General features: G+C 55.4%; 1 protein-coding gene. It reads right to left on the reverse strand.

What is annotated here, in order from left to right:
* Window positions 1–383 (reverse strand): hypothetical protein (locus tag GO755_RS41260; protein WP_198175103.1); only part of this gene is annotated, 383 nt, incomplete at both ends.

A 383-nucleotide genomic window follows, 5' to 3' on the forward strand; every position in this document is an offset into this window, starting at 1 on the left:
GAGGGTGAGGCTTCCGGCCACGGCATTAGTCAGGCTAATGAGACCGGTTGTGTTGTAAGTGTTGGTACCCGGAATGCAGACTCCTGGGTCGGTGACGGCCAATCCCACACCGACACTACAAGATGCGGGAGCGGTGTAGGTCGTGCTGGTGGTTGAACAGCCTGGCAGACTGACCATCACTGTATGGGAGGAGCCATCCGAGACTAAGCCTGTGAAACTGGCTGTAAAGCTGGCTGAGCTGCCTGTCGTGGTAATGAAGGTGAGACTTTGGGGCCCATTGGAAATGGTGAGTGTACCTGTGATGGGATTGGTCAACTGGACCAGAGCTGTGGTGGAATAAGTATTGGATACGGGGTCACAAGTACTGGCCGTTGCCGAGCTGA

The organism is Spirosoma arboris, from assembly GCF_009754945.1.
In the GTDB taxonomy this organism is placed as follows: Bacteria; Bacteroidota; Bacteroidia; order Cytophagales; family Spirosomataceae; genus Spirosoma; species Spirosoma arboris.